At 36.7% G+C, this 23,026-nt stretch carries 19 protein-coding genes; 13 read left to right on the top strand and 6 right to left on the bottom strand.

Annotation, left to right across the window (positions count from 1 at the left end; translation table 11 throughout):
- Positions 1-2 precede the first annotated feature (2 nt).
- On the top strand, positions 3-1,937 hold the full coding sequence (locus tag Q8S25_RS12410) for an FAD-dependent oxidoreductase (protein ID WP_305538212.1): 1,935 nt from the start codon (positions 3-5) through the stop codon (positions 1,935-1,937).
- Here the strand turns inward: Q8S25_RS12410 and Q8S25_RS12405 are convergent.
- Positions 1,927-3,573, bottom strand: coding sequence for a M1 family metallopeptidase (locus Q8S25_RS12405; protein WP_305538210.1), 1,647 nt, complete (start codon positions 3,571-3,573; stop codon positions 1,927-1,929). The two genes, Q8S25_RS12410 and Q8S25_RS12405, sit on opposite strands and share 11 nt — an antisense overlap.
- 8 nt (positions 3,574-3,581) lie before the next feature.
- Positions 3,582-4,340: a DUF1080 domain-containing protein gene (locus Q8S25_RS12400; RefSeq protein WP_305538208.1), complete on the bottom strand. Its 759-nt coding sequence runs from the start codon at positions 4,338-4,340 to the stop codon at positions 3,582-3,584.
- A gap of 182 nt (positions 4,341-4,522) precedes the next feature.
- Between Q8S25_RS12400 and Q8S25_RS12395 the strand changes: the two genes are divergently transcribed.
- The 6 genes from Q8S25_RS12395 (at position 4,523) to Q8S25_RS12370 (ending at position 11,307) form a co-directional block, all read left to right on the top strand.
- On the top strand, positions 4,523-5,083 hold the full coding sequence (locus Q8S25_RS12395; protein WP_305538206.1) for a polymer-forming cytoskeletal protein: 561 nt from the start codon (positions 4,523-4,525) through the stop codon (positions 5,081-5,083).
- Between the two features lie 123 nt (positions 5,084-5,206).
- Positions 5,207-6,064: a UDP-2,3-diacylglucosamine diphosphatase gene (locus Q8S25_RS12390; protein WP_305538203.1), complete on the top strand. Its 858-nt coding sequence runs from the start codon at positions 5,207-5,209 to the stop codon at positions 6,062-6,064.
- A complete protein-coding gene (locus Q8S25_RS12385; RefSeq protein WP_305538201.1) occupies positions 6,061-7,113 on the top strand; it encodes a glycosyltransferase family protein in 1,053 nt (350 codons plus the stop codon). Before Q8S25_RS12390 ends, Q8S25_RS12385 begins: the two co-directional genes overlap by 4 nt.
- Entirely contained in the window at positions 7,114-8,466 is a 1,353-nt protein-coding gene (locus tag Q8S25_RS12380) for a GH1 family beta-glucosidase (RefSeq protein ID WP_305538199.1), read from the top strand.
- Between the two features lie 17 nt (positions 8,467-8,483).
- Positions 8,484-9,797, top strand: a complete 1,314-nt coding sequence (locus tag Q8S25_RS12375) for an amidohydrolase family protein (protein WP_305538197.1) — start codon at positions 8,484-8,486, stop codon at positions 9,795-9,797.
- A gap of 4 nt (positions 9,798-9,801) precedes the next feature.
- On the top strand, positions 9,802-11,307 hold the full coding sequence (locus Q8S25_RS12370) for an SLC13 family permease (RefSeq protein ID WP_305538195.1): 1,506 nt from the start codon (positions 9,802-9,804) through the stop codon (positions 11,305-11,307).
- Positions 11,308-11,333: 26 nt separating this feature from the next.
- On the opposite strand, the gene Q8S25_RS12365 is transcribed toward Q8S25_RS12370, so the two are convergent.
- Positions 11,334-12,971, bottom strand: coding sequence for an alpha/beta hydrolase fold domain-containing protein (locus Q8S25_RS12365; protein ID WP_305538193.1), 1,638 nt, complete (start codon positions 12,969-12,971; stop codon positions 11,334-11,336).
- A 235-nt stretch (positions 12,972-13,206) separates the two neighbouring features.
- On the opposite strand from Q8S25_RS12365, the gene Q8S25_RS12360 reads away from it, so the two are divergent.
- The 6 genes from Q8S25_RS12360 (at position 13,207) to Q8S25_RS12335 (ending at position 19,330) form a co-directional block, all read left to right on the top strand.
- A complete protein-coding gene (locus tag Q8S25_RS12360; RefSeq protein ID WP_305538191.1) occupies positions 13,207-14,415 on the top strand; it encodes an aminotransferase class I/II-fold pyridoxal phosphate-dependent enzyme in 1,209 nt (402 codons plus the stop codon).
- 13 nt (positions 14,416-14,428) lie between these two features.
- Entirely contained in the window at positions 14,429-15,550 is a 1,122-nt protein-coding gene (locus Q8S25_RS12355; RefSeq protein ID WP_305538189.1) for a hypothetical protein, read from the top strand.
- An 11-nt stretch (positions 15,551-15,561) separates the two neighbouring features.
- Complete coding sequence (locus Q8S25_RS12350) at positions 15,562-16,563, top strand: NAD(P)-dependent oxidoreductase (protein WP_305538187.1); 1,002 nt, start codon at positions 15,562-15,564, stop codon at positions 16,561-16,563.
- Positions 16,564-16,645: 82 nt separating this feature from the next.
- Positions 16,646-17,011 (top strand): hypothetical protein, encoded by a 366-nt coding sequence (locus Q8S25_RS12345; RefSeq protein WP_305538185.1) that lies wholly within the window; start codon positions 16,646-16,648, stop codon positions 17,009-17,011.
- 83 nt (positions 17,012-17,094) lie between these two features.
- Entirely contained in the window at positions 17,095-17,754 is a 660-nt protein-coding gene (locus Q8S25_RS12340) for a carbonic anhydrase family protein (RefSeq protein WP_305538183.1), read from the top strand.
- A gap of 4 nt (positions 17,755-17,758) precedes the next feature.
- Positions 17,759-19,330: a SulP family inorganic anion transporter gene (locus tag Q8S25_RS12335; RefSeq protein WP_305538181.1), complete on the top strand. Its 1,572-nt coding sequence runs from the start codon at positions 17,759-17,761 to the stop codon at positions 19,328-19,330.
- Here the strand turns inward: Q8S25_RS12335 and Q8S25_RS12330 are convergent.
- The 3 genes from Q8S25_RS12330 to Q8S25_RS12320 are packed head-to-tail and all read right to left on the bottom strand — an operon-like array spanning position 19,327 to position 22,994.
- Entirely contained in the window at positions 19,327-20,394 is a 1,068-nt protein-coding gene (locus tag Q8S25_RS12330; RefSeq protein ID WP_305538179.1) for a mandelate racemase/muconate lactonizing enzyme family protein, read from the bottom strand. The two genes, Q8S25_RS12335 and Q8S25_RS12330, sit on opposite strands and share 4 nt — an antisense overlap.
- Positions 20,395-20,405: 11 nt before the next feature.
- On the bottom strand, positions 20,406-21,455 hold the full coding sequence (locus tag Q8S25_RS12325; protein ID WP_305538177.1) for a DUF1611 domain-containing protein: 1,050 nt from the start codon (positions 21,453-21,455) through the stop codon (positions 20,406-20,408).
- 9 nt (positions 21,456-21,464) lie between these two features.
- On the bottom strand, positions 21,465-22,994 hold the full coding sequence (locus tag Q8S25_RS12320; protein ID WP_305538175.1) for an amidohydrolase family protein: 1,530 nt from the start codon (positions 22,992-22,994) through the stop codon (positions 21,465-21,467).
- Positions 22,995-23,026: the final 32 nt, after the last annotated feature.

Genomic DNA, 23,026 nt, shown 5'->3' with positions numbered 1-23,026 from the left:
TTGTGCAAAATAAATTTCGATTGCTGCTTTGTTTGTTATCCTGTTTATGTATTCAAACAATTCGTGCACAAAAAATTGTAAAAACAGATGTACTAGTGGTGGGAGCGAGTGCCAGCGGAATTGCTGCAGGCATTCAATCTGCCAGAATGGTCGTTAACACAATCATTGCAGAACCCAGCACTTGGTTGGGTGGAATGATTACCGCCGCGGGTGTTTGTGCATTTGATGGCAATCATAATTTGCCCTCTGGAATTTTTGGTGAGTTTAGAGCTGCTTTGTATAAAGTGTATGGTGGTCCTTCTAAAGTAGCAACTGGCTGGGTTAGCAATACTTTGTTTGAGCCACATATAGGCGACAGTATTTTTAAAACCATGGCGGCGTCTACTAAAAATCTTACTGTAAAATATCAACTGCATTTTCAAAAAACCATTGTAGAAAACGGAGTGATTAAAGGCGCCGAGTTTACGCAATCGCCTACAAGCGAAAAACTAATAATCTATGCAAAGCAAGTGATTGATGCCACCGAATTGGGAGATGTATTGGCTAGTGCTGGTGTTCCCTATGATTTGGGAATGGAATCGAATGAAATGACTCATGAGAATGTGCATAAGGGCCCAAGCAATAATATTGTACAAGACATTACTTATGTGGCTATCCTAAAAGATTATGGTGCTGGTAAAGACTGTACCATTCTAAGACCACCCAATTATGATCCCGCAGAATTTGATGGCGCCTGCACCGATTATTATTTTGATAAAGCAAAACAAAAGCCCAGTGTAGATGCACAAAAGATGTTGAATTATGGAAAGCTTCCGAATAATAAATACATGATTAATTGGCCTGGTTATGGAAATGATTTGTATTTGAATGTGGTTGAAATGAAAGAGGCTGACCGAAACAAGGAATTGATTAAAGCAAAAGAGCAGACCCAGCGCTTTATTTATTTTATTCAACACCAATTGGGTTTTAAGCAGTTGGGATTGGCCAATGATGAGTACCCTACTAAGGATCGTTTTCCATTGATACCGTATCACCGAGAAAGCAGACGAGTAAAGGGTTTGGTGAGAATGGATATTCATCATATTGCAAAGCCTTTTCAAATTGAAATGCCTTTGTATAGAACAGGTATTGCGGTGGGGGATTATCCAATTGATCACCATCACAAGAAAAACCCAGATGCGCCGCAGCATCTTGATTTTTACGGGGTGCCTTCTTTTAATATTCCATTGGGAGTTATGATTCCTGTAAATGCCAAAGGATTAATTATAGCAGAGAAAAGCATTAGTGTTAGTAACGTGGTGAATGGCACTACCCGACTACAGGCCATTGCTTTATTGATTGGTCAGGCTGCTGGAACATTGGCCGCTGCAGCAGCAAAAGAAAATATTTCTGCAGAAAAAGTAGCAGTAAGAAAAGTACAAGCTGCATTGTTGGCAAGCAATGCCTATATCATGCCTTATTTTGATGTACCGTTAACACATCCACATTTTGAAGCGGTTCAAAAAATAGGTGCTACTGGAATCTTAAAAGGACAAGGTGTTCCTACTGGTTGGGCCAATAGAACTTATTTTCATCCAGATTCATTGGTAAAAAGAAATGAGTTGGTAAAAGATATGGCACCCTACCATGCAGTAAAAACGAATGCCTCAAAAAACCTACATCTTTCAGAAGCCATTGATTTGATTATGCAAATGGCAAAAATTCATAAACCATTCAATCGTCAAAAAGCTCCCCCTTTTAATAATAGCACAAACTGGAATTACACCAATAAGCAACTCTTTACCGAGCAAATTAAAACCGCATGGGTAAAATGGAAGCTGGGTTATTTTAATGAACAAATGCCGTTGACCCGAATAGAGTTGGCGGTCCTTTTAAACGAAACCATTAACCCCTTTGCTTTAAAACAAATTGATCACCAAGGAAGAATTATTGAATAACCAGTTTCTTTAAATAATAACCTGCTGCATCCACCATTGGAACAGTATTGCTTTTTACTGATATTCCATCTTTACCCAACATCATTCGAGTAGCTCTGCCGTTTAGGGTAATTTCAAACGGCAAATCCATGAAATAATTCAGGGGTTTAATTTGGTATTGCTGATAGCCGGTTTCTTTAATAGATACTTCAATCACCTGAGTTGTTCTTAAATGAAAATCAAAAAATGGTTTCAACGAATAACCCGCCGCTTTACTAAATAATTGTTCAACATCGGTAGAAGTTACAGTATTGTCATAAGTATATGCTTCATCGGTTGCCAATTGCTTCAATGTTTTCAAAAACACTTCGTCGCCTAAAACATAGCGCAAGCTGTGCATGAAAAAAGAACCCTTTGTATAAATATCATTGCCCGCATAAGTTTCATCTTCCGATAATTCTTCGCCACCCACCAATGGTTTTTTATAACGGATGCCTCTTTTGTGTGCAGCAATGATTTTATTATATTCTTCTTGACCTCCTAATTCATACATGGCCAAAGCTTCTGCATAAGTGCCAATCCCTTCCTGAATCCACATATGTGCCCAGTCTTTATTGGTTACTTTATTGGCCCACCACTCGTGCGCGTATTCATGAAACAGGTTAGCTGAGTAATCTTGCCCGCCTACTTTCGTGAAAATAAATTTATTGTCAAAAGTAATCATGGTCTGGTGTTCCATACCAGAGTTAGGAACAGCGGCAATGCCAATTTTTTCTTTGTACCAAGGGTATTCACCAAAATATTTTTCTAAGATTTTCGAGTCTCTTTTTTTAGCTTCAATTACTCTTTTTGCCTGTGATGAATCTTCTTCCAAAATATAATATTCAATGGGAACAATATTGTTGTTTATGGTATTATAACTGTCTTTAAAAACCCGATACTTTCCAATATTAAATAGTATGCAATAATTGCTAATGGTATAATTGGTCTTCCATGAAAAAGTAGACTTGTTTTTTTTGGTAACAGTTTTTTGTAATAAGCCAGGACCAGCAACGGATAAGCCAGCAGGAACAGTGATATTCATTTCTACACCCTCATTGGGTTCATCACTGGGATGGTCTTTGCAAGGGAAGTACATTCTTCCCCCTTCTTTTTGAATATTAATAGACACCCAATCATTTCCAGAACGGTCTTTAGACCAAGTAAAACCGCCTAACCAAGGAGGTCTTACTGCTTCAGGCGGGTTGCCTCCATACGCAATAAATACACTATGATTGCCAGCAGAAAACGGACTGTTCGAAGCAGTTTTTATATAAATCTTCTCTTCTTTATGATCAAATAAAACGGTTTTGCCATCCACTTTGATTGATTCAATAGTATAGTGCTGAATAAAATCTAAAAGAATGGTATCGGCCCCATTTTTTAATTGCAGGTTTACCGTTGTATTTCCTTTAATGAATTTATTGGCAATGTCTACGTCTAAGTTGAGGATATACTTTCTAATATCCATATTGGCCTGAACAGGCTTTAGTTTCCCGCCCGAAGAAAGCTTACCAATATCGGTTTGCTGCCCAAGCGCGTTTGGTGAAGTGCAGAAAAGGGCAATACCCATCAAACCAGCTGCTGCAATCAATTGAATATTTTTAGCGTATAACATGGTAATAATTATTGAATGATTCTAATTTTTATATTTCTAAAAGATACACCTTTTGCCCAATCTTGTAAACCAATATGACCTATTGTTGCTTTGCTAAAATCAGGAAATACCGAAGCTTTGCTGTTGGCCACTAAACCCTTCCAACGATCAGAACCAATTTGTTCTTCGCTAGTCATTACGCCGTTCAGCCAAAAATTGATTTTTCCATTTACTTGCATAATTCTACTGATATTCCATTCTCCTGCGGGTTTAGGTTCTACAGGGTTTGCAAGGGGAGCTAAGCCGTAGAGGGCGCCAGCCCCCTTTTTTCCACCATCGAGGTAGCCAGGTTGCATGTTGGGATTGTCTAATAATTGGTACTCAGGACCAGTAGCCCATGTGGCTATATAACTGGTATCGTCTTGCACATTTATAAAAACGCCGCTATTCCCTTCGCGGGCAATTTTCCAATCAAAAACCAATTCATAGTTCTCATATACCCCATCGGTAACAATATCACCATGCGTACCCGAAGTATCATTGGTGCTGGTGGTTAGTTCCCCATTAATGGCTTTCCAGGCATGCTTCATAGTGGGCTTACTAAACATATGCCAGCCATTGGTGGTTTCACCATCAAATAATAAAACCCAACCAGCCGATTGTTCTTCAGCTGAAAGGGTATTCTGTTCGGGGACAGCTTCCCCCAAAAAATTCGTAATAATAAAGTAGATGAAAACAAAGAAAGCTACTACTAGCCCAACAATTTTGAATAGAGATGAACTTTTCATATTGATTGAGAATTAATAAATAGTAAGGTAAGACTGTTTAAAATAAAAACCCTATTCACCGATTAATAGCCCTAATTCTCCCTAGCTATCAAACAAAATATAAATTTTTATCATGTTTTATAGGATAAAAACGAAATATTGAGTAATTTTATAATCCCCTTTTAATTTTTAAATTTTATAATATGATAGATCAAAGTCAGGTTTTAATCACTTTACCAGACGGAGTTTTCATGGAGGGTCATTTTAAAACAAAGCATTCACTTAAAATTGAAAGCAGTATCAATGGCACGCTTTTGTCTAAGCAAAAAGTAATCCTAGAATCTAATTCAGTATTTAATGGTGATTTAATTTGCTCTGAATTGGTATTATCAGGAAAATTTAGTGGTAATATATTTTGTACAGGTAAAGTTCAAGTAAAGCAGGGCTGCCAAATTTCAGGAAGAGTATATACCTATCGTTTTGAGAACGACGAAATGACCAATTTAGATTGCATTATTAGTGTGCCAGATACCAATACCATCAACAGAATCAAAGAAATCATTGATGGCATAGATGTTGACCAAAAACTAAGCTCTGATCCTAATTTACCAAGCTTAATCAAAATTTACGAAGACAATTTAGCTGCCAAAGAAAAAGTGAAATTACCAGAACTGGTTAAAGAACAAGCAAAACCTATTCCTGTTCCAAACGGAATACCAACAGGCGCAACCAATGGTGTACATACCAATGGTGTTTCAAAATAATCATCAACTTAAGCATATGTAAAAGGCTGCCCCAACGGGCGGCCTTTTTTATTATTCATAATTCCGTAATAATTCCTTAACCCTGGGGTAATATAGTAGTGGGAGATTTGTAAAACACTACCCATGGAAAAACGCTCGGTGAACGTAGTAGTAATCAGCGATTTGCATTTAGGAACATATGGTTGTCATGCAACTGAAATAGTCAACTACTTAAAAAGCATAGCTCCTCAAATTTTAATATTAAACGGCGACATCATAGATGGTTGGCAGTTTAGTAAAAGGTATTTTCCTGCAAGTCACTTGCAAGTGATTAAAGAAATCATGAACCTCGTAAGCAATGGTACACGGGTTATTTATATTACAGGCAACCACGATGAAATGCTTCGCAGATACAGCGATGTAGAGATTGGCAATTTTAAATTAACCGATAAGGTAGTCATGGAAATTGATGGAAAAATGACTTGGATTTTTCATGGCGATGTATTTGACGCAACCACCAAAGGAAGTGCCAAGCTGCTAGCAAAACTAGGCGGACATGGATACGACTTACTCATTTTATTAAATCGATTCATTAATTACTTTCTAAAAATTGCGGGAAAAGAAAAAATGAGTTTGAGTAAGAAAGTAAAAGACAGTGTAAAACAGGCAGTTTCTTGGATAGGTAATTTTGAACAAACCGCTGCAGAATTAGCCATTTCTAAAAACTATGATTATGTAATATGTGGTCATATACATCAGCCACAAGTACGAACAGTAGAAACAGCAGAAGGCAAAGTGGTGTATATGAATAGCGGAGACTGGATTGAAAATTTAACCGCTTTAGAATATACTGATCATACTTGGTCCATTTACCAATATGACCCAAAGGCATTTACCAGCGAGGTTAATACAACAAAGCCAAGCAAGCCAAAACAGCCTGCAATCAATGTGATTACCGACGAAGTAACCCTGTTTCTAAACTCATTAATACTACAAGCATGAAAATATTTTATGCCGTACAAGCCACTGGTAATGGACATATTGCTCGTGCAAAAGAATTAATACCCTATTTGCAACGCTATGGGCAAGTAGATGTTTTTTTGAGCGGCAACAACAGCAATTTAAAAGTAGACTTACCAGTAAAATACCAGAGCAAGGGAGTTAGTTTGTTTTATGGCAATAGAGGTGGATTGGATTATTGGAAGATGGCAAAAGAGTTGTCGCTATTCAATATTATAAAAGAAGCAAGGGAGTTACCTGTTGATCAATATGATTTAGTTATTAATGATTTCGAAAGCATTACTTCTTTGGCTTGTAAAATAAAACAAGTTCCTTCTATAGGGTTTGGTCATCAAGCTAGTTTTAAAAGCAAGTTAACTCCAAGACCAGTTAGCAAAGATTGGATGGGAGAATTGGTTCTAAACAATTATGCAACTGCAACAAAATATATTGGATTACATTTTGAACAGTACGATGACTTTATTTATTCGCCTATCATAAAAGAGCAGGTATTATTGGCAAACCCCAAAAACCTAGGACATATTGCAGTTTATCTTTCACATTATAGTGATGAAGTGGTAGCCAGTTATTTAAATAAATTACCTGACCAGCTATTTCATTTGTTTAGTAAGAAAGAAAAAACAATTAATCAGCGAGGCAATATCATTTACATGCCAATAGATAATGCCATGTTTACTCAAAGCATGATAAACGCAACAGGCGTAATTACAGGTGCGGGTTTTGAAACACCGGCAGAAGCACTTTACATGAATAAAAAATTACTCTGTGTGCCTATTAAAGGACAGTATGAGCAATTGTGTAATGCAGCGGCACTCAACAACTTTGGCGTTCCTATATTAACTAGTTTAACTACCGATTTTACTTCGCAAGTAAATAATTGGTTGAGTGGAGCCCCCCAAACTAAACTTAATCTTAGTTTTGATACAACAACTATTGTAGAAAAACTAATGGAGCAAGCAGATTCATTGCAAGTACAAGAGCAGGAGTATAATCAATATGAACTCGATCATCTTTCCTTAAAATTTCGCTAATTGAGTAAGGAAGCCATTTTAAAAGCCAGTGATTTTGGGGATGATTTTTTATGGGGTGTTGTAATTGCTGCTGCACAAAATGAGGGCGCTTATAAAACAGACGGTAGAGGGCTTTCTATATGGGACCAGTTTGCCAATAAACAAGGAAAAATTAAAGGAAGTGCAACGCCATCTGTTGCTTGTGATTTTTATCATAGATACAAAGACGACTTGTTATTAGTAAAAGCCTTGGGTTTTAAGGTATTTCGTTTTTCTATTTCTTGGAGTAGAATTTTACCAATGGGAATTGGGAAAGTTAATCCGGAAGGGATTCAATTTTATCATCTTTTAATAGACGAGTGTATAAAGTTAGATTTGATTCCTTATGTAACCCTTTACCATTGGGACTTACCAGCAGCTTTAGAAAAAGAAGGCGGATGGACTTCCACTCATTTAATTAAATGGTTTAGTAGGTATGTACAAATATGCACCCAAGAGTATGGCAACAAAGTAAAAAATTGGATAGTGTTAAATGAGCCCATGGGCTTTACTTCTTTGGGATATATGATTGCAAAACATGCTCCAGGAAAAATGGGACTCAGTAATTTTTTACCAGCAGTTCACAACGCAGTGATGGCACAAGCAGAAGGAGGAAGAATTATTAGAGCCAATGTGCCCCATGCAAATATTGGAACCAGTTTTTCTTGCAGTGAAGTTATTCCAGCAACCCAAAATAAAAAAGACATTGATGCAGCAAAGCGAATTGATATATTATTGAATAGATTGTTTATAGAACCCAGTTTGGGAATGGGTTATCCCTCCGATGATTTTGCATTAATGGATAAATTGTATTTACACAATAAAGCCTGGAAGTTTACCGAAAGAATGCAGTTTGATTTTGATTTTATTGGCGTACAAAACTATTTTCCAGTTGTAGTAAAACACAATGCCGTAATACCCATTATTCAAGCATCGGATAGTAGTGCTAAATCTAGAAAAGTACCCATTACAGATATGGGCTGGGAAGTAAATCCAAATAGTTTCTACAATATCATTCAGCAGTTTGCTGCATATTCCAATGTTAAAAAAATCATCATTTCCGAAAACGGTGCGTTTTACAAAGACAAAATAATGAATGGCGTAATCAACGACACCAATCGCATCCAATATTTTCAACAATATTTAGAGGCTTTGCTAAAAGCAAAAAATAGCGGAATAAATATTGCCGGTTATTTTGCTTGGACGCTAATGGATAATTTTGAATGGTCAGAAGGCTATCATGCAAGATTTGGATTGGTGCATGTAGATTTTAAAACCCAGCTAAGAACAGTGAAACAATCAGGACATTGGTTCAGGCAATTTCTTGCACAATAATGTTGTAAATTGGTTGCATGAAAACCAATTTGAAAAACCGCTTGCTTGTTTCAGCAGCAGCAATGCTCTTGTTATTTTGTAGCAATATAGTCATCATTACCACTTGCAATGCCCAAGTATTCTCAAGCAATAATCTTGTTTATTATATTTCTGCTGGTAAAGTTTTTGATGGAGAAAATATGCAGCAAAATTGGGCGGTGATTGTTCAAGGAAATACCATTACTGCAGCAGGACCAAAAGATAAAATAGCTGTGCCTGCAAATGCAAAACTGATCAATTATCCCAATGCTACATTAACACCTGGCTTAATTGAAGGGCACTCTCATATATTATTATATCCTTACAATTTAACCGACTGGGATACACAGGTAGCTAAAGAGTCGGATGCTTATAGAACAGCAAGAGCTACAGTACATGTAAAGAAAACCTTGATGGCTGGTTTTACTACCGCTAGAGATTTAGGATCGGAAGGTGCTGGTTATGCAGATGTAGCCATAAAAAGAGCTATTGAGGATGGCATAATACCTGGACCTCGTTTAATGGTTGCCGGAAGGGCAATAGTAGCAACAGGTTCTTATGGTCCTAAAGGCTATGACCTAGATCAACAAATTATGATTGGAGCAGAAGAAGCAGATGGAAATAATTTAATTAAAGTGGTGAGAGATCAAATTGGTAAAGGAGCCGACCTTATTAAAGTATATGCCGATTATCGTTGGGGATTAAATGATGAAGCCATGCCTACTTTTACTTTAGATGAATTAAAACTTATGAATGAAGTAACCAGAAGTAGTGGAAGAGTAATGGTAGCACATGCTAAAACCAATGAAGCCATGCAAAGAGCCATATTAGGTGGAGCAGTAACTATAGAGCATGGAGACTTGTTAAATGCAGAAACTGCATTATTGATGAAACAAAAAGGAGTAGTTTATTATCCAACATTGGCTGCAACAGAATCGGTAACACAATACAAGGGTTGGAAAAAAGGAGTTGACACAGAGCCTGAAGCAGTAACCCAAAAACGGAAAGCATTTAAAATTGCAATGGACCATGGAGTAACTATTGGTATGGGTGGAGACGTGGGGGTATTTGCTCACGGAGAGAATGTATTAGAAATGGAGTTGATGGTTAATTATGGAATGAAACCTTTACATGTATTGCAAGCTGCTACAAGTATAAATGCAAAAGCCCTGCAATTACAAAACAAAATTGGATTTATTAAAGCAGGACATTTAGCAGACTTAGTTTTTTTTGAAGGCGATCCTTCTGTTTCAATTTCTGCATTACGTAAACCTTTGTGGGTAATGAAAGACGGAGTGATTTATATACCTTAGTCATATGTTGTACCAACGATATAAGAAAGAAATGGCCATGCTAATTGGTTTAGCTATTGCATTGCTGTTTTATTTTGTTAACCCTTTTTTGTTGTCGCCCAAATCGGTGACAGTGTTGTCTATTGCTTTTGCAATGATTACCTGGTGGGTATTAGAAGCAGCACCATTAGCGGTAGTAGCGCTCGTGCCAATTGTGGTCTTTCCATTATTGGGTATAGCATCCATTAAAGAGGTTACTAAGGCATACTCCGATTCAACTATATTTTTATTCATGGGTGGCTTTTTTATTGCATTAGCAATAGAAAAGTGGAACCTGCATAAACGCATAGCACTTGGCATCATTAATATTACAGGAACCAATGGAGATAGAATAATATTAGGCTTTATTTTGGCCACTTGTTTTTTAAGTCTTTGGTTGAGCAATACCGCTACCACTATGATGATGCTTCCCATTGCGGGCTCGGTTATTCATGTGATTACCAAGCATCACAATGAAGATGGAAATATCAAAAACTTCTCGTTGGTGTTGATGTTGTCAATTGCTTATGCATCCAATTTTGCACTCGGTACCATTATAGGAACGCCACCGAATGTTGCGTATGTAGCCCATATTAGTGAGCGTTTTAATTACACGATTGGTTTTACCGATTGGATGATGGTGTTTATGCCCTTAACTGTAGTAATGATTTTTGGACTCTATTGGGTCATGGTTAAATGGCTGTATCCAAATAAAATTAGTCATAGTGTTGAAGGCAAGGCGTTCATACAAGAAGAGTTGGCTAAGCTGGGTAGGGTTTCATTACCCGAAAAAAGAGTACTAATTATTTTTTCCGTCACGGTTTTTTTATGGATTACCAAAGATTTAATTAATGGTTTTCAAAAGATCATTCAGTTAGACGATGCTATTATTGCTATGGCGGGAGGATTAACACTGTTCATTGTTTCGGCAGGCTCTAAAGATGCTGAAACAGTTTCTGATGAAATAAAATATAATACAACAAAAGAAGGCGAAACGGAATTGAACGCTCGATTGTTAGCATGGGAAGACACTAGTAAAATGGCTTGGGGAATATTATTGATGTTTGGCGGTGGTATTGCGTTGGCCAAAGCTTTGGAAGACGCTAATTTATTACAACAACTAGGAACTTATATTGCTTCTTTTTCTTCGAGTAATTTGTTGTTGATGATTTTGGTGGTTACCACACTCTCTGTTTTTTTGAGTGAAGTAATGAGCAATGTTGCGCAAGTAATTGTGTTGGCTCCAGTTATTTCTTCTGTTGCTATTGCATTAAATATGGATCCGTTGTCATTAGGTATACCCATGACATTGGGTGCAAGTGTAGCCAGTATGTTGCCCATGGGTACACCACCCAATGCCATCGTATTTGCCAGTGGTCATGTTAAAATAAAAGACATGATTAAAACAGGGTTTGTTTTAAATATTATTTGCATTATCATTATTACTCTCTTCTGTTGGTTGCTTCAGCCTTATTTAATTCGATTACATTAATAGTAAAACAAACCAAACTATAAAGCCTATTTGTTTTTCTTTTTGTTGGGTTTCATACTATGTTGAAATAACCAACTCATAAAAGTTGGTTCTGCAAATGCATTGTCCCAGCTATTATGATTTACGCCTCGGTATTCAATATATTCTACTGGTACTTTTAGTTCATTTAAACGTGCCACCATTTTTCTAGATAAGTCTACACTCACAACAGCGTCTGCATCGCCATGAAATACACGGAAAGCAGTATTCTTAATGCTATTATTATATAATGAATCGTTACCGCCACCGCAAATTGGTGCGGCAGCAGCATAAAAATTAGGGTTGCGATAAACAGATTCAAAAGTACCCATACCGCCCATTGATAAACCAGTAATATAGATACGAGATTGGTCTACCGATTCTTCATTGGCCAATTGTTTAGCCAATGCGTTGGCAGCTGCCTGTGGCCAATTTGGAATACTATCGTAATTGAACCTGAATTGAACTGGGCTCTTTGAACGATCTATTGAAGATGTGGCCCAATATGAATTAGAAGGACATTGTGGAAATACAACAATAGCAGGGTATTGTGTTCTATTTTCTGGAGTCAAAAACATTTTTGCTCCATGCATTAATTGTTTTTCATTATCGTTCCCCCTTTCGCCTGCACCATGCAACACTAATATCAAAGGATATTTTTTATTGCGATCGTAATTTTCAGGGTATAAAATTCTATAGGGTAAATTTTTATCAGTTGCATATGCGAATGATTTTTTCTCATATGCTTTATATGCAGGATTATAATTGCTTTTAGACATCCAATTGTTCATTTCCAACCAATCAGTAAATCGCTCAATCCAAGTGTTGGTGGGTTTTTGTGCACTCATACCAAATCCATGTCCACCTTTTGCATACAAGTGTAGCTCGGCTTGCTGCTTATTTGCCAACCACTGACTATATAAATCTACACTATGACTTGTCAAATCTAAATTATCATCCGAAGCAGCTAAAATAAAGGCAGGAGGTGCTTTAGCATTTAGTTTTCCTTGCATTGCTTTAGGATAAAATGCATAAACAGGGGCTATAAAATTGGGCTTATTGGCTTCAGTGTAACCGTAAGCTGTTCCGGCAGTTACCGTTCCTCCAGCAGAAAAACCCATGATGCCAATACGATTTGGGTCTAGTTTAAATTCATCGGCATGTTCTCGAACATAAGCAATAGCGTTTCTTCCATCTTCAATAGCCAATGGAATCAGCTCCATATTTTGTTGGTTAAATTTCTCGGTACCCCAAATGGCATTCATTTCGGTAACTGGGTCGGTAGTATTGCTCTTTATTAAGCGGTATTTTAATACAAAACAGGTAATGCCTTTTTTAGCCAACCATTTGGCAACATCATATCCTTCGTTGTCTATAGACAAGGCACGGAAAGCACCACCTGGGGCTATTATTATAGAAGTACCATTCTCTTTGCCAACTTCAGGTTTAAAAACAGTTAGGCTTGGTTTAGCAACATTGTATACAATTCTTAGGCCCCAATCATTTTTGGTATTCTCTGCCTCTTCCCAATTCCAGTTTTCTGATCCCTTTATGGAACTTTTGTACAAAGGAATTACTTGATTTTGGCCAAAAATGGTACTATCTAGTCCAATTAAGATTGTTAAAAAAAGCAGGAATCTGGTCATTTTATTGAAGTTTTTAGATAAAAAAGGTAGGTTTTGTTTATCAATTGCGCTTTTTTGGGTGGTTTTTTAGTAAATTTCTATTAAATCAATAGGTTATTAATATTGTTTTACTATTAACTTATTGTAATTTAATATCTTTGCAAATGTTTCAGCCTGAATAAATAATAAAATTCAGCAGATTTTTTTGCTACCGAAACCTGCGTTTCAGTTCAAAATTGTCAAAATTGTATAAAGAATGATTCAAGAGAGTTTACTGGAAAAAATTAGAAGTTTTACTACCCCCGACGAATTAAAAAGCGCAGGTATTTACCCCTATTTCCGTGCAATTGAAAAGAACAATGACACTGAAGTAATGATTGGGGGTAATAAGGTATTGATGTTTGGTTCCAATAGTTATATGGGGCTAACCAACCATCCGGAAGTGTTAAAAGCGGCAAAAGATGCCATTGATCAGTATGGCAGCAGTTGTTCTGGTTCACGTTTTTTAAACGGTACTTCTAACTTGCACGTTGAATTAGAAGACGCTTTGGCCAAGCATATTGGCAAAGAAGCCGCCCTAACTTTTACCACCGGATTTCAAACAAACCTAGGCGCTGTTTCTGCTATTACTGGTAGAAATGGGGTGATTATATTGGATGAATTAGATCATGCATCTATTATTGAAGGAGCGCGTTTGTCGTTTTCTAAAGTGCTTAAATATGCACACAATAATATGCAAGACCTTGAGCAAAAGCTCAGCACTGTTCCATTAGATACCATCAAAATGATTGTGGTAGATGGTATTTTTAGCATGGAAGGTGATATTTGTAAACTTCCTGAAATTGTTGCACTCGCAAAGAAATACCAATCACTGGTAATGGTAGATGATGCCCATTCTTTAGGTGTGTTGGGTAAGTTGGGTAAAGGAACCGCAGATCATTTTGGATTAACCAATGAAGTTGATTTAATTGTTGGAACTTTTAGTAAATCATTGGCTTCTTTAGGAGGTTATGTTGCTGGAAGCAAAGAAATGATCAACTTTTTAAAGCATACTGCACGCCCAATGATTTTTAGTGCAAGCACACCTCCGTCTGCAACTGCATCTGCATTAGCAGCTTTGAGAATTATACAGCGTGAGCCAGAACGATTAGAAGCACTTTGGAAGAATACTGCTTATATGGTGAATGCTTTACAAGATTTGGGTTTTGAAATGGGTGCATCCGAAACTCCCATCATACCAATTTATATAAGAGATAATTTCCTCACTTTTAAATTTACACAACGCCTTTTTGAAGAAGGTATTTTTGTAAATCCAGTGGTTTCCCCTGCGGTTAAAAGTGATTCATCGCTTATTAGAATGTCTATCATGGCCACACATACGAAAGAGCAATTAGATTCTGCATTAGAAAAATTGCAGTTGGTTGCCAACGAGCTAAATATAGCTAGACACGTATCTGTAGCATAATACCGCTTCCATTATGGATATTACCATTCAAGAAGTAACTGGTAAAAAGCAAATGAATGCTTTTCTAGACTTTCCGTATGCGTTGTACAAAAACAACCCCTATAATATTCCTAAGCTACGCTTTGATGAGGCGGCTACGCTCAACCCAAAAAAAAATCCAGCTTTTGATTTTTGTGAAGCTCGCTACTGGTTGGCTTTTCAAAATGGAGTAGTGGTAGGAAGGGTTGCAGCCATTTACAATAAGAAATATGTAGAACGTTGGAATAATAATTATTTGCGTTTTGGATGGATTGATTTTATAGAAGACATTGATATTGCCCAAGCATTGATAAACCAAGTAGAAAATTGGGCAAAGGAATTGGGTTGTACTGCAGTGCATGGTCCATTGGGTTTTACCGATTTGGATTATGAAGGCATGCTGGTAGAAGGATTTGAAGAGCGTGGCACTATGGCTACTATTTATAACTACCCATACTACCCTCGGTTCATGGAACAATTGGGTTATGGTAAAGCGGTAGATTGGGTAGAGTATCGCATTAATGTTCCCAAAGAATTACCAGAAAATATTTTAAAAATTGCCAACCTAGTAGAGCGAAGGTTTAAGTTGCATGTGGTGCCCATGAAATCTACTAAAGATTTAAAGCCCTATGCAAAAGAAGTATTTCAATTGGTGAATGAAACCTATGCGGAGTTGTATGGTGTAGTAGAATTGACCCAACGCCAGATTGACTATTATGTAAAAATGTATTTTTCAATGATTAGGGTAGAGTTTATCACCCTAATTGCCAACGAGCAAAATAAATTGGTGGGCTTTGGAATTTCTATGCCTTCGCTTTCAAAAGCTTTACAAAAAGCTAATGGGTCATTGTTTCCTTTTGGGTTTATTCATTTGTTAACTGCCCTTAAGAAAAATGATGAAGTTGATTTATTATTAATTGGTATAGATAAAAGTTTGCAGGGCAAGGGTGTAAATGCCATTGTATTAAGAGAGTTTAATAAGAACTATGCAAAAGCAGGAATTGTTTTTGCAGAAAGCAATCCTGAATTAGAAGAGAATACCAAAGTGCAAAGTACCTGGCAGCATTTTGATGCCAAACAACATAAGCGCAGACGTTGTTTTATTAAACAACTATAACCAGCATTTCAATGAAAAACATACTGATAACAGGTGCCAGCGGATTCATTGGGAGCTTTTTAGTGGAAGAAGCGTTGAAAAGAGGTTATCGCACTTTTGCTGGTATAAGATCTTCGAGTAGCAAAGGATACTTAAATCATCCCGACCTGCATTTATTTGAAATGGATTTTTCTAACAAAGAAAAATTGCAAAACCAACTCCGTAAAAATGCTGAAATATTTGGTCCATTTGATGTGGTTGTTCATTCTGCAGGACTCACAAAAAGTAGGGTCTTAGACGAATATTATAAAGTTAATTTACACAATACTGAAAGATTGGTTGATGCACTGATTGAACTAGAAATGGTTCCAGCGCGTTTTGTTTTTTTAAGTAGTTTGGCTTCTTATGGGCCAGGTGTAGGTAAAACACCCGTTGCTGAAACCAATATGCAAGCGCCTATTACTGCATACGGAAAAAGCAAATTGGCCGCAGAGCAAATGTTGGCAACCAAAAATCAGTTCCCTTTTGTTATTGTTCATCCTACCACCGTTTATGGTCCTAGAGAAAAAGACTTACTGGTTTTAATACAATCTTTGAATCAACACCTAGAATTGTATATTGGTAATACAGCGCAACAACTCAGTTTTATTCATGTTGCAGATGTATGTAAGGCCGTTTTTTTAAGCATTGATAAACCCATTGTTGCCAGAAATATTCTTTTAAGTGATACGGCTAATTATACCGCAAAGGAATTTAACAATATGGTGAAAGCGGTATTGGGTAAAAAAACACTACCCATTGTTGTTCCCGTTCCAATTGCAAAAGCAGCGGCACAAGTAAGTGAGTGGGTAGGCAATTTAAGGGGAGTAACGCCGGTTCTGAACAAAGAGCGGTTGAAAGAATTTCAGGCACCCAACTGGGCGGTGGATGCAACTGTTTTAAAGCAATGGGGATTTTTGCCCGACTTTCCCCTGCAGAAGGGCTTAGAACATACCATTGATTGGTACAAGAAAAATGGTTGGATCAAAGGCTGATAAAATTTTCTTAATATTTTTTTCAAATACAACGTGTAGTTGTTTTACCTTAAATTTACGCTTACAACTTAGCGTTGTATTTATGCGTAAAGCCACACGAAGCCATATTATTTTTCAAAAACTGAATGCATTATTTTTTGTATTGGCTTTATTATGGTTAACGGTAAGTACTCCATTTATAATGGCTAATCAATTTAGTCAAGACCAATTGACCAGCATAGAATCTCCAATAGACAATGGGGGTGAAGAGGAAACCGCCAATCCATTAAATAGCAATTCTGAAGAAAAGCCGCATAATTGCAACAATTTATTAGAAGAATATATTCATCATTCTGCTTCTGTTATAGCTTTTAATTATATCGCCTTATCTCACGCTATTGGTTTAGACGGTGATAGCTATAAAGCATATCACGGCGAATTATTGGTGCCCCCTCCAAATAGGGCATAGTTTAATCCTGCACATTTGTTTTACACTTTTTGTTGAACAAGATGTTAATGCCCGTCTTGAGCATTAACCAGAATAATATAATTATGAGAAAACATTCTAAAGAATACTTAGAAAATTTAACTCCCGCCAAAGCATTTGAATTATTGGTAGAAGGGAATCATCGATTTGTAAATAACCTAAGTAAAGACCACGATCATTTAGAAATGATTAATGAAACCCGCGAAGGACAATTTCCATTTGGCGTTGTTTTGAGCTGTATGGATTCAAGAACTTCTGCTGAATTAATTTTTGACCAAGGTTTGGGAGATTTATTCAGCATTAGAGTAGCTGGAAATATTGTAAACGACAGCATTTTAGGCAGTTTGGAGTATGCAGTAAAATATGTAGGGTCAAAAGTATTGGTTGTGCTAGGACATACAGCATGTGGTGCCATTAAAAGTGCCCAAGCAGATGTTAAAGATGGTCATATCACCGGATTACTGAGTGCTATTAAACCAGCTATTAGCAAAGCCATGTTGAAAAGTAAAGACCAACATTGTTTTAAAGACAATGTGGCTTATGCCAATGTAGAGAATAGCATGGAAGAAATTTTGCATAAAAGCGAAATTATTAAAGACTTTTTTTCTAGAGGAGAAATTGGAATTGTAGGTGCTATGTATAATGTAGAAACCGGTGAAGTAGATTTTTTTAAAAACTTAACAACCCAGCCAGTACAAAAAAAACAATTAACAGAAGCTGTATAAGATTATGAAACTTTCTACTAAGTATTTTAAGGCAGATATGCTTGCAGGAATGGTAGTCTTTTTAGTAGCACTACCCCTTTGTTTAGGAATTGCAGTAGCCAGTGGTGCACCCCCATTCGCAGGGATTATTTCAGGTGTAATTGGCGGCATTGCTGTTGGTTATTTAAGTAATTCTAACGTAAGTGTATCGGGTCCTGCAGCAGGACTCATTGCCATTATTTTAGTAGCAGTAACAGAAATGGGGTATCAAACTTTTTTGTCTGCTGTAGTAATTGCTGGATTAATTCAATTGGTATTGGGCTTGGCTAAAGCGGGTGGAATTTCAAGTTATTTTCCTACCAGTGTAATTGAAGGAATGTTAGTTGCCATTGGTATTATCATTATCAAAAAAGAGATACCACATGCCATTGGTTACGATTTAGATCATCAAGGAGATTATTTTTACTATAATATTTTAGATGATAAAAATTATTTTTCTGATTTGATTCATTCATTCAATTTTGCACATGCAGGATCAATCATTATTGCAATTGTATCTATTGCCATTATAGTTGCATTTAATAAAATACCTGCACTTAAAAAATTAAAAGCGGTACCAGGAGCGTTGGTGGCTGTTGTTGCTGGCATTCTATTGAATGAATTATTTTCTGTAGCATGGCCCGATATCATTATTAAAGACGAACATTTAGTTTTACTACCAGTTGCTACTTCATTAAATGAATTCACTAGTCAGTTTACTGCACCAAGTTTACAAGGATTCATGAACATGAAGGCATGGATGGTAGGTATTACTATTGCCATTGTAGCTAGTATCGAAACGCTGTTATGCTTAGAGGCAGGAGATAAAATGGATCCTTTTAAAAGATTTTCTAGTGCCAATAAAGAATTGACTGCACAGGGAATTGGAAACATGTTGTCTGGACTTTTGGGAGGAATTCCAATGACATCGGTAATTGTAAGAACATCAGCTAATATAAACGCAGGTGCAAAAACAAAATTAGCCGCTATTGCGCATGGTGTTTTTTTATTGGTAGCTATCTTGGCAATCCCTGGTTTGCTAAATAAAATTCCGATGGCTAGTTTAGCGGCCATCTTAATCATGATTGGATTAAAGTTAGCTAGCATCAAGACCTTTAAACATATGTGGCACAATGGTCTACAGCAATTCATTCCATTCATTGTTACAGTTATAGCAGTAGTGTTTACCGATTTATTAAAAGGAGTTGGAATTGGTTTGGTAGTCAGTATTTATTTTATTTTAAAAGGCAATATGAAGCTGGCTTATTTCTTTAGGAAAGAACAGCACCATACTGGAGAAACTATTCATATTGAATTGGCGCAAGAAGTTTCCTTTTTAAATAAGGCAGCCATTAAGCAAACTTTGGCTCATTTACCAGAAAATTGCTCCGTTATAATTAACGCAGCCAATACGGTTTATATTGATTACGACGTGCTAGAAATGATTAAAGACTTTATGAATTTTGGCTCAAAAGATAAAAATATATCAGTGATATTGAAAGATTTTAAGGAAGAATATAAGATGCAAGATTATGTAAATAATCATGTAACCAACTAGATCCAATCAAAACCAAAGCCGGGTTGTTTATTAATCATAAGCAACCCGTTTTTTATTTCAAAACCTCCTTTTACCAAATCTTCTGCTAAATCAAAACTACCATCTAAATCTAAGTAATGGGTATGTGGGCAACTATAAGCAACATGCAAAGCAGCAGTAATACTGATAACGCTTTCGTCGTTGCATCCCCAAAATAATGCAATGCCAGCTGGTTTAGCAATACCTGCAATTTCTCTTGCCCCAATTATGCCCCCACACTTCATCAATTTAATATTATAAATGCCAAATGGGTGGTTAACGCTGGCCAGTTCTAAGGCAGCTTTTGCATGATGTAACGATTCGTCTGCTGCCAATTTTTTTCTTTTGACTTGATCTAGTAACAGTAAATCGGTTTCTTTACCAACTGGTAATGGCTGTTCAATTAATTCAAGACCAGTATGTTCTGTAGCATTAATAAAACGAGTGAGTTTGCTTAAAGTATAGCCTTGATTGGCGTCTACCCTTATTTTGATTTGCTTTCCATATTTTTCATTTAACAGTAATACCCTTTCAATATCTTCCTCAACATCTAAACCTGTTTTAATTTTAAAAATATCAAAACCCTGAGAAAAATATGCTTCAGCATCTGCCAATGTTTCTACCGAATTTTTAATTCCAATTGTTACCGAAGTTTTAAGTGGCCCAGCTTGTATTCCATAAAATTCTGCTATTGAAATATCTGCCCATTTTCCAAAAGCGTCATGTAATGCAATATCTAAAGCGGCTTGTGTACCTGGTAAATGGTGAAAATGTTTTTGTGCTTCAGCAATTATCTTTTGAAAACTTCTTATATCTCTGCCAATGAATTGTTGAACAAAATCGGATTCAAGATTAGCCAATGTTTTAATAGGACTTTCTCCTACCACATCTTCGGCAGGACTAGCCGAACCAATTCCAATGATTCCATTGGCTAATTGTATTTCTGTGAATACTATGGACACATCGGTATAAGTGTTGTATGCAATAGTATATGGCTTTTTTAAGTCCATATGTTTAATAAAAGAGCGGATAGCAACAATTTTCATAAGTACAATATTTATTGTAATAATGATTTTAAAACAGGAATCAACGGCGCAACCCCTTCTTGAATGGGCAATAATATGGGTATATGAAGGGTTGATTGCATGGATGCTTGAATGGCAATTGCTTCTTCGTAGGTACAGCCTTCGGTGTTCATTGCTAAGGCAATTACTTTAGAACCAAACTGTTCAATAATGGCTATCTCCGATTCAACACTGGGTATTTTCCCCCAATGTGCTTCGTTGTCAAAATAAACTCTTTTAGGAGCAAAAAGTAGTACCACATATTTTGCGTTTCCAGAAATCAACAGCTCTAATCCACAAGGCCCACTTGGATTTCTTAATGCCGACTGACCCTCTAAAAAAATAATATCAGGGCTAACTTCTTTATTGCAAGTAAGTATAGCGTTTTCTAATTCTCCTGACACAAAATCATTTAAGGTAGAATCGAATACAAATCCATATTTGCTTCCTTGTAACCAACCTGTTTGGCCGGTATAAATCATTTCTGCTTTAATATTTTCTTTAGCACAGGCCTGCATCAACATTCTGGCAGTTGTTCTTTTACCCATAGCGCAGTCCATTCCAATCACTGCAACTATTGGGGTTTTAATATTGAAAATGTCTCCAGTAAAAAAATGCAGGTCTTCTCTTTTCTTGGGTTTTCTAATATCTGTAAGGCTGATATTGTTTTGCTTAGCCAATGCTACTAAATCTGGATGATCATTTAAATAGTCGTGTAATCCATTTACAATGGAAAGACCATTGGCTATGGCAGACTTAATAATTACCAACATATCAGCGGGTAATTTACCCCCTACGGTTGCAACCCCAATGATGAGCGTAGTTGCATCGGGTACCCATTTAAGTGCCGTTGCTAAGTTGGCATAAATAGGAATATTTCTGTGTTTGCCATCTAACAATTCACCTGCATCTTTATTGGCCGTCTCTGCATGGTCAATAATTCCAGCAATTAAAAATTGTTCAGAACTTCTGACCAAACCATGTGCCGTTTTTGCATCGGAACTTTGGTACATCCCATTCGTTAAAACCAGTGCTTTTTTCATGAAGTTTACTTAGTTGCGTTTTATTAAAGTTCCCGATAATACACCAGTAGCTTTTTGTTGTTGATAAACCAATTTTCCATTTACCCAAACACTATTAATTCCAGAAGACAAAGCTTTACCATTTTCAATGGTTGCATGATCATTTACAGTAGTTGGATCAAACAGCACTAAATCTGCAAAATACCCAACAGCTATTTTTCCTCTTTGTTGTAAACCCAACTGTTGAGCGGTTAATCCAGTCATTTTATGTATTGCCTTACTTAATGTGAGTTGTTGTTGCTCTCGAACAAATTTTCCTAGTACTCTAGTAAAAGCACCATATCCTCTAGGATGCCCACCAGCGGCACCATCTGAACAAATATTTGCATAAGGCCATTTAATAAATTCGGCAACATCGGCATCGTTCATAGACTTGCCAGCTAATGCTTCAATACCACCTGCATTGGGATTGGCTTGTTTATACTCGGCTGCTATTTGAATTAAATTCATAAGGGTCACCGCTTCAGATTCATTCCTTTCTTTTGCAATAGCACCAATTGTTTTGCCAGCATAGGATGGATGAGGTGCAAACCTTACCAATACCGATTGATTGGCATCAAATAATTTGTTCACGGCAAGCTCTGCGCTTTTAATATTGGTAAATTGTTTGTCTGGGAATAACACACGTAAAGTAGAATTCCAAAAATTGTATGGATAAACATCCGCAGTTATGTCCACTCCTTGTTTACGTGCTAATTCTAGTTTTTGAATAATCAATGGTGCATTGCCCCAATCATCCTTATTGGCAATTTTAATATGCGATAATTTTACTGGCATTCCAGTTATTTTACCAATGTCAATAATTTCATCAATGGCCTCGTTTAATTGGATGTCTTCGCTTCTTATATGACTCATGTATCGGCCCTTAAAGCTTGCAGTTAGTTGAGCCAATGCTACCACTTCTTCTTTGGTACTATAAAAAGCCGATTCATATTCTAGTCCGGTTGATAAGCCCAAGGAACCTTTTTGTAAATCGGTTGCTAAGTATTTTTTCATTTGGGCTATTTCTTCCATAGTTGATTTTCGAAATACATTGTTTTCACCCATTATTTTTTCTCTTACAGAACTATGACCAGTATAGCTGGCTACATTCACTGCAATTTGGTGTTGCTTAAAAAATGCAGATAAGCTGTCCATGGGATAACTGTCTCCATCTTGACCAATAATAATAGTGGTTATTCCTTGGTTAGTCATTGCAATACCAGTAGGCTCTTTTTTTAAACTGCCAAAATGGTGACTATGCGAATCAATAAAACCTGGGCTTAAATATTGCTCTTTACCATCCACTACCATGTCACCAGCTAATGGCTTCAAGTTTCCAACTGCCACAATACGGTTTCCGCTAATTCTTACCCCTCCTTTTATTGCGTTGCTTCCCGATCCATCTACTATCCACACATTTTGAATAAGTGTAGATAGGCTTTGATTTGTTTGGCTATTCAATTGACTTTGAAAAAAAGTGAAAAGTAGCAGAAAAAAAATAGCAGATCGATTTTTCATGAATTATTTGGATAATGTATTCCTTAAAATTA

Origin of the sequence: Sediminibacterium sp., assembly GCF_030695065.1 — a bacterium.
Lineage (GTDB): Bacteria > Bacteroidota > Bacteroidia > Chitinophagales > Chitinophagaceae > Sediminibacterium.
The sequence above is the reverse complement of the archived record's forward strand: the minus strand, read 5'-3'. Positions and strand labels throughout refer to the sequence as shown.

Coding starts and splice junctions, on each gene's coding strand:
- Q8S25_RS12335 (WP_305538181.1), top strand. CDS start 17,759: ATGAAACTTTCTACTAAGTATTTTAAGGCAGATATGCTTGCAGGAATG.
- Q8S25_RS12400 (WP_305538208.1), bottom strand. CDS start 4,340: ATGAAAAGTTCATCTCTATTCAAAATTGTTGGGCTAGTAGTAGCTTTC.
- Q8S25_RS12405 (WP_305538210.1), bottom strand. CDS start 3,573: ATGTTATACGCTAAAAATATTCAATTGATTGCAGCAGCTGGTTTGATG.
- Q8S25_RS12365 (WP_305538193.1), bottom strand. CDS start 12,971: ATGACCAGATTCCTGCTTTTTTTAACAATCTTAATTGGACTAGATAGT.
- Q8S25_RS12350 (WP_305538187.1), top strand. CDS start 15,562: ATGAAAAACATACTGATAACAGGTGCCAGCGGATTCATTGGGAGCTTT.
- Q8S25_RS12320 (WP_305538175.1), bottom strand. CDS start 22,994: ATGAAAAATCGATCTGCTATTTTTTTTCTGCTACTTTTCACTTTTTTT.
- Q8S25_RS12375 (WP_305538197.1), top strand. CDS start 8,484: ATGAAAACCAATTTGAAAAACCGCTTGCTTGTTTCAGCAGCAGCAATG.
- Q8S25_RS12340 (WP_305538183.1), top strand. CDS start 17,095: ATGAGAAAACATTCTAAAGAATACTTAGAAAATTTAACTCCCGCCAAA.
- Q8S25_RS12360 (WP_305538191.1), top strand. CDS start 13,207: ATGATTCAAGAGAGTTTACTGGAAAAAATTAGAAGTTTTACTACCCCC.
- Q8S25_RS12325 (WP_305538177.1), bottom strand. CDS start 21,455: ATGAAAAAAGCACTGGTTTTAACGAATGGGATGTACCAAAGTTCCGAT.
- Q8S25_RS12395 (WP_305538206.1), top strand. CDS start 4,523: ATGATAGATCAAAGTCAGGTTTTAATCACTTTACCAGACGGAGTTTTC.
- Q8S25_RS12330 (WP_305538179.1), bottom strand. CDS start 20,394: ATGAAAATTGTTGCTATCCGCTCTTTTATTAAACATATGGACTTAAAA.
- Q8S25_RS12355 (WP_305538189.1), top strand. CDS start 14,429: ATGGATATTACCATTCAAGAAGTAACTGGTAAAAAGCAAATGAATGCT.
- Q8S25_RS12390 (WP_305538203.1), top strand. CDS start 5,207: ATGGAAAAACGCTCGGTGAACGTAGTAGTAATCAGCGATTTGCATTTA.
- Q8S25_RS12345 (WP_305538185.1), top strand. CDS start 16,646: ATGCGTAAAGCCACACGAAGCCATATTATTTTTCAAAAACTGAATGCA.
- Q8S25_RS12385 (WP_305538201.1), top strand. CDS start 6,061: ATGAAAATATTTTATGCCGTACAAGCCACTGGTAATGGACATATTGCT.
- Q8S25_RS12370 (WP_305538195.1), top strand. CDS start 9,802: ATGTTGTACCAACGATATAAGAAAGAAATGGCCATGCTAATTGGTTTA.